Annotated in this window: 7 protein-coding genes and 1 pseudogene; all 8 read left to right on the top strand. The window is 44.5% G+C overall.

Annotated elements, in window-relative coordinates:
• The first annotated feature begins 54 nt into the window (after nucleotides 1-54).
• Nucleotides 55-1,446 carry a phage tail sheath subtilisin-like domain-containing protein gene (locus ACFIML_RS08710; protein ID WP_375687960.1) on the top strand — a complete coding sequence of 464 codons (1,392 nt, stop codon included), beginning with the start codon at nucleotides 55-57 and terminating at the stop codon, nucleotides 1,444-1,446.
• Nucleotides 1,446-1,952, top strand: a complete 507-nt coding sequence (locus ACFIML_RS08705; protein ID WP_375608785.1) for a phage major tail tube protein — start codon at nucleotides 1,446-1,448, stop codon at nucleotides 1,950-1,952. Before ACFIML_RS08710 ends, ACFIML_RS08705 begins: the two co-directional genes overlap by 1 nt.
• 18 nt (nucleotides 1,953-1,970) lie before the next feature.
• Nucleotides 1,971-2,243: pseudogene (locus ACFIML_RS08700) on the top strand (phage tail assembly protein); the annotation flags it as partial.
• A gap of 38 nt (nucleotides 2,244-2,281) precedes the next feature.
• Nucleotides 2,282-2,353 (top strand): GpE family phage tail protein, encoded by a 72-nt coding sequence (locus ACFIML_RS08695; RefSeq protein ID WP_081486138.1) that lies wholly within the window; start codon nucleotides 2,282-2,284, stop codon nucleotides 2,351-2,353.
• Nucleotides 2,350-4,485 (top strand): phage tail tape measure protein, encoded by a 2,136-nt coding sequence (locus ACFIML_RS08690; protein ID WP_375687958.1) that lies wholly within the window; start codon nucleotides 2,350-2,352, stop codon nucleotides 4,483-4,485. The genes ACFIML_RS08695 and ACFIML_RS08690 overlap by 4 nt, the downstream gene beginning before the upstream one ends.
• A 5-nt stretch (nucleotides 4,486-4,490) precedes the next feature.
• A complete protein-coding gene (locus tag ACFIML_RS08685) occupies nucleotides 4,491-4,871 on the top strand; it encodes a phage tail protein (protein ID WP_375607132.1) in 381 nt (126 codons plus the stop codon).
• Nucleotides 4,868-5,092: a tail protein X gene (locus tag ACFIML_RS08680; protein WP_375608781.1), complete on the top strand. Its 225-nt coding sequence runs from the start codon at nucleotides 4,868-4,870 to the stop codon at nucleotides 5,090-5,092. Before ACFIML_RS08685 ends, ACFIML_RS08680 begins: the two co-directional genes overlap by 4 nt.
• Nucleotides 5,089-6,389: contractile injection system protein, VgrG/Pvc8 family (locus tag ACFIML_RS08675; RefSeq protein WP_375687955.1), on the top strand; the 1,301-nt coding region annotated here is incomplete at its 3' end. The genes ACFIML_RS08680 and ACFIML_RS08675, both read left to right, overlap by 4 nt.

Here is a 6,389-nt window from a genome sequence, read left to right as displayed (position 1 = left end):
CCTCTCATTTTTCCCATTCATTTCATTAGCCAATTATTAAAAGGAGCATAAAGTATGGCAACAGGTTTTTTACACGGTGTTGAAGTCGTTGAAGTTGACGACGGCACCCGCCCCCTTCGCGCCGTTCAATCGGCAGTTATCGGAATTGTTGGCACAGCACCCGATGCCGATGAACAAGCATTTCCCCTCAACACACCCGTTTTGGTAACGGGCTCTCTTTCACAAACTGCAAAACTGGATACAACAGGTAAACGACGCGGCACTTTACCCAATGCCCTTGATCTTATTTTCAAGCAAGTGGGGGCTATTGTCGTTGTCGTACGCGTGCAAGAAGGTGACAACGAAAATGCAACACTCACCAATGTTCTAGGCGGTGTGAACGCAAATGGTGCTTATGAAGGCGTCCATGCTTTGATTGGAGCACAATCCATTGTGGGACAAACACCACGCATTCTCATCGCTCCAGGCTTTACACACAAACGCCCTATCAGTCTTAGCAAGATTGATGTGACGAACCAAGGAAGTGGTTACACTCAAGCAACTGTTAAAATTGCCGGCGGTGCAGAAGCAGAAGCAATCCTGAAAGATGGAAAAGTAACTTCTGTTGTCATTAAGAACGGTGGCTTTGATTATCACACCGCCCCAAATGTGACGATTGAAGGGGATGGCACTGGAGCGACAGCCAAAGCCGAAATCAGTGCAACCTCTAATCCTGTAGCAGCAGAACTGATTGGCATTGCCGAGCGTCTACGTGCTATTGTGGTGCTTGATGCACCAAACACGACAGATGAAGCAGCACTTAGTACGGCAAAGGATTTTGATTCAAAACGCGCCATTCTCATTGACCCGTTTGTAAAGGTAAATCGTGATGGAAAAATCATAGAACAGCCGGCAAGTGCAGCGGTTGCTGGTATCATTGCCAAAACAGATTTTGCCCATGGTTTTTGGCATTCCCCTTCCAATAAAGTGATCAATGGCATTGTAGGAACTGCGCGCCCTATTGATTTTTCCATTGGGGACAGATCAAGCCGCGCTAACCTTCTTAACGAACAAAACATCACAACCATTATTCGGGAAAACGGCTATCGCCTCTGGGGTAATCGCACACTCTCAAGCGATACAAAATTTGCTTTCTTATCGGTGGTGCGCACCGCGGATATGATCAATGATGCTATTTTGCGCGGACATCTATGGGCTGTCGACCGCAATATCAAAAAAAACTACATGAATGATGTCAGTGAAAGCGTCAATGCCTATTTGCGTGATTTAAAAGCACAAGGTGCCATTCTTGGTGGGCGCTGTACGCCTGATCTAGAGCTTAATACAGCAAGCGCCATTGAGAGCGGCAAAGTCTATTTCAATGTCGAATTCACCCCCACAACACCTGCAGAACATATCACGTTCCGTTCACGCATTGTGAATGATTACTTAGAGGAGATCTTTTAATGACCGTACCTGTTTTACCCAGAGTCTTGAAATATTTTAACATTTTTGTCGACGGCATTCCCTATCAGGCAAAATGTGAAAGTGTCACCCTACCGAATTTGAGTTTGGTTGTTGAAAGTTATCGCGGCGGTGGCATGGATAGCTCCATTGAAGTTGACCTTGGTCTTGAAACCCTCACGCTTAGCATGACCATTTCTGATTGCTCTCCAGAGTTGATGGCACTCTTAGGGCGCACCGATGTCAACATTTCATTGCGCAGTTCAATGCAAGCTCAAGGCACACCCGCAGAAGGTGTTGTCATTACCATGAGAGGGCTTTGCAAAGGCTTTGAAATGGCAGAATGGCAACCGGGAGGCAAAGCAACTTCTACAGCAACATTCACATTGCAATATTTCAAATATGTCCAGAAGGACGTTGAAATCGTTGAGATAGATGTCCTCAACTTGGTGAGAAAATTCAATGGCGTCAATCAACTCGCAGACCATAGAAACAATTTAGGATTATAAAAATGACACTACAAAAAAAATGTTACATATCAATTACTTGAACCTCTCACATTTGAAGGAAAAGAGCACACCACAATTACCTTACGGCGCCCCAAAACAAAAGATTTGCAAGCAATCGACAAAAAAGAAGGTATAGAGCAAACAATCACTATGATCGCACGCCTTTCTGAATGGCCGTATGAGGTCATCTGCGAATTCGACATTAATGATTTGACAAATATTGGAGAGATCTTGGAGTCTTTTACCAAACGGCGGGATACCTCGACTGGGAAAACGCCGCAAAACTCATAGCCGATATTGCTATTGAGTTCCATTGGTCCCTTTCAGACATGATGGAAATGGAACCACAAGAACTCATATTCTGGCGAAACCAAGCAGCAGAAAGGTATAAGACAAAATGAGTGAAAAAGTTGCTGATGCAAAGGTAAAATTGTCTCTTGAAGATAAACTCACGGCACCTCTCAAACGTGTTCAAAAACAATTCGATACATTGTCAAAAACACTCTCACATAGATTGGGTATTCCCCGCTTTTCTGCTGCTGTTAAAAATATGACAAAAAGCCTCCATGGCGTTCAAAGTGCTCTTGGAGTGGCGGCAAGTCGTGCTTCAGTCTTTACCGGTGTCTTAGGGCTTGCCGGGGGTGGTCTTGTGGCAAGTGTGACCGCCCTCACCATGAAAACCATGCATCTGGGAGATAGTCTTTATCACGCATCACACCATTTAAATATGAGTGTTACGGCACTTCAATTATGGGGTGATGCAGCCGATAATTCAGGCACTTCTGCCGAGCTTTTTCAACAATCCTTAGCGGTTTTAAATAGACGTTCAGCACAAGCATATGCTGGACAAAAAAGAGGCATGATGGGCTTTGAAGCACTTGGCATTTCTGTCAAAAACACTTCTGGAAAACTCAAATCCACTTCTGTCTTGTTAGAAGAAATTACCGACAAGATGAGTAAGATGAAAAGCCAAGCACAAAGACAGCATATTGCCGCTCTGCTGTTTGGGGGTGATGGAAAAGAAATGGCGACCATGCTTGCACAAGGCATGGCGCCTATCAAAGAACTGTTTGCAAAGGCGCGGAAAGGAAAATGGCTCATAGGTGCCGATGTCGCACGTTATGCCGCAGATTTGAGTGACAAGCTTGGTGCTTTTAAGAAAAAAATAGGCGGTATCGCGAGCTTTATTGGCGCCCGTTTTATGCCCGTCATCAATGATATGATTGACGGTTTTTCAAAGTTGATTGATGAAAACCGTGATCTCATTCAAACAACCGTTGCGAGCTGGGCAAAAACCTTAAAAAAAGTCCTTAATGATTTGCTTAATCCTACCTCTGATTTAAGAAAAAGCATCAGTGATCTCACAGAGAGGATTAAAGGCTGGTTCCAATGGCTAGAGCCATTGATTGGTGAAATAACCCTCTTTAAGGTGGGGCTTGTAGCTCTTGGTTCCTTCATTTTTGGTCCACTCATTGCCGCATTAGCAGCCGTGGGAACAGCGTTTGTTAGCCTTGGTATCACAATTATGACGACACCTATCGGTTGGTTAATGGGTGGCATTGCAGCGCTCTTTGTCCTCTATCAATATTGGGACAAACTCAATGGTTGGGTAGCAGCATCTTTAGCCGCGGTTGGGGCAGTTCTTACTGGGGCATTCATTGCGGCAATGGCACCGGCAGCTTCTGCAGTTGCTGGTCTTGCAGTATCTCTTGTAGCGTCACTTATCCCAGCAATAACCGCCGTTGGTTCTGCTTTTATATCGCTTGGTGTTGCTATCATGACCACACCTATTGGCTGGATTATTGGCGGCATTGCAGCTCTTGTTGCTGCCGGATATCTGCTCTACAAAAATTGGGACACAGTCATAAGCTTTATAAGCAAGCTATGGAATTCTTTTGCGAGCTTATGTAGTAATGTTTTCTATAACCTCTTGACGTTCTTTAAAAACTTTTCACCACTCTCTTGGATTTCGAAAAAAATCAATGAACTCATTGAATGGCTGTTTGGTGTCGATTTAATGGAAGTAGGCTCCAATCTTATTAATGGGCTTTGGGACGGCATCAAAAGCAAATGGAATGCTCTGTCTGATTGGCTCAGCGGCATGATGAGTAAATTAACCAGTTGGATGCCTAATTGGGTGAAAGAAAAGTTAGGGTTTAATGTTTCAATAGACAAGACTTCAACGAAGACCATTAAAACCTTTACCGAAGAAACTAATACACGGGCAAAAAGAATGCTGGATACAGCAGTGGTTACAAATACCCCACCTGAAAAACGCAAAAGTGGCTTTAATACAGGGGGCGTTGAAACAGGACAAATGCAGGCTACAAATGCAAAAGTGGGCGCCTTCAAAACTCCCAAGCCCATTACCGTTCATAAGCCGGTAGAAGTAGATGCCCGCGTGATGATTTCAAATTTAAATATTTCTGTCCCCAATGGTCTCAAGGACGAAATCAGAGACGCAGTCAATCAAGCCCTTGAACGCTATGCCAAGCAGCAACGCTTGGCTATAGCCTCTAGCCTTTCGGATTAAGCGCCATGATGTTAGCTTTGGGTGGTTTTATCTTTTCCATTGAAACAGCTGCTTATCAAACCCTTGACATGTCTTATGGCATTCCATGGGTCGAGCAAGGGCGATTGGGGCGCAAAGCAGCGCTTCAATTGCCTGCTGTGGCAAATGCAGAGTTTTCTTTAACCGGTGTGATCTATCCAGATTTTAAAGGCGGTCACGGACAAATCGAGTATTTACGGCAAATGGCCCATAATGGTCCTCATATCCTTGTGACCGGTCAGGGGAAAATTTTAGGCAAGTTTGTCATTCTTTCTGTAGAGGAAAAACAAAGCATTTTTCACTATAACGGGTCCCCCAAAAAACAAGAATTTACGATAAAGTTGAGAGAATATGGTGAAGAGCTATGAGTGATCTTTACGTAACAAAAGAAGGCGATATGGTTGACGCCATTTGCTGGAGATATTATGCTAAGGGTCAACAAGCCCTTGCTGTTGAACGCGTTTATGCAGCAAATTTTGGTCTTGCAGACCATGGACCTATCTTAAAAGCAGGCATCACAATCGTTTTGCCAACCCTCCCCTATCCTAAAGCCACACCGGTGATTAGAATTTGGGGTAGCCAGTCATGAAACCTTTTTGCACAGTGATGGCAAATGGAGAGGACATCACAAGAACGCTGATGGACTATGTTTTGTCGATTGAAATTACCGATGAAGCAGAAGACAAAAGTGACCGCATTACCATAGAGCTTGATGACCGCGCTCGTGACAGTGATAATGGCTTTCTTGATATTCCTCTCATCGGAACAATCATTTCTGTCACACTTGGCTATGAAGGCGGCAAAAACCGCGATATGGGAGCCTATCTGATTGATGAAATCTCTGTAAGCAGCCCACCCCAAAGCTTAAGTGTAACAGGGCGCGCCGCCTCTATGAATACGTCTTATAGAACACCCAAAAGCCAATCCTATCACCAACAAACCCTTGGCAGTATTGTTCAAGAGATAGCAGAGCGCAATGGCTATACACCAAAAGTTTACCCTGCTCTTGCTAAAATTGTTGTGCGTCACATTGATCAAACTTCTGAAAGCGATATGGCTTTTGCCACACGCCTTGCAGAAGACTATGATGCGGTAGCAAAACCCGTTGATGGCAAGCTTGTTTTGGCTAGACGGGGGGAAGGCAAAGCCATCACTGGTGAAACACTCCCCGTTGTTATTATCCATGAAAAACTCTGTACCTCTTGGGATTTTAAATACAGTGCGCGTGATGAAGCAGGAGCAGCAAACGGCTTAGCAACAGAGGCAGGAGATGATCAAAAAGCCGCCGCTGATGCACGAGAGCCAGAGGAAATTGAAGAAGGCGAAGATGTTATCCATATGGACGAAAATGACGCCCCCAATTTGCCTAAAGTAGAGACGGAAGCCAAAACACCTGAAAATCAAGAGCAAGAAGAAGAGAAAAAAGGCGGTGTTATCGCAAGCTATCATGATATTCGCACTGGTGAAAAAAAAGAAGTCAAAGTTGGTAAAGCACCGTTTCATGAACTCAAATATACCTACCACAATCAATCAGAAGCTGTTGCAGCCATTGCGGCTTATCGCAATAAATCATCTCGTGGGAAATCTTCTTTCTCATGTGATATTGGTGGTGATCCCTTTGTACAAGCGGAAGCAAAGCTTGTTCAGGAGCCCCCTTTCCGCCCCTATATTCCAGCAGAACGGCGCATCAAAAGCGTTAAACACAAGCTTGATAAAACGGGTGGTTACACTACAAAAATAGATTGCGAGCTTTTTGATGAAGCCCAAGAAAACACAGCTGGAAACGTTGCAAACACCACACCAGACAAAGATGATACCCTTGACCCAAACGCCCCACCCAATGCATACGACGAAGGCAAAGGCGTTATCCATATGGATGAGGAAGA

This window comes from Bartonella sp. AC62GZZY, assembly GCF_042196525.1.
Lineage (GTDB): Bacteria > Pseudomonadota > Alphaproteobacteria > Rhizobiales > Rhizobiaceae > Bartonella.
The sequence above is the reverse complement of the archived record's forward strand: the minus strand, read 5'-3'. Positions and strand labels throughout refer to the sequence as shown.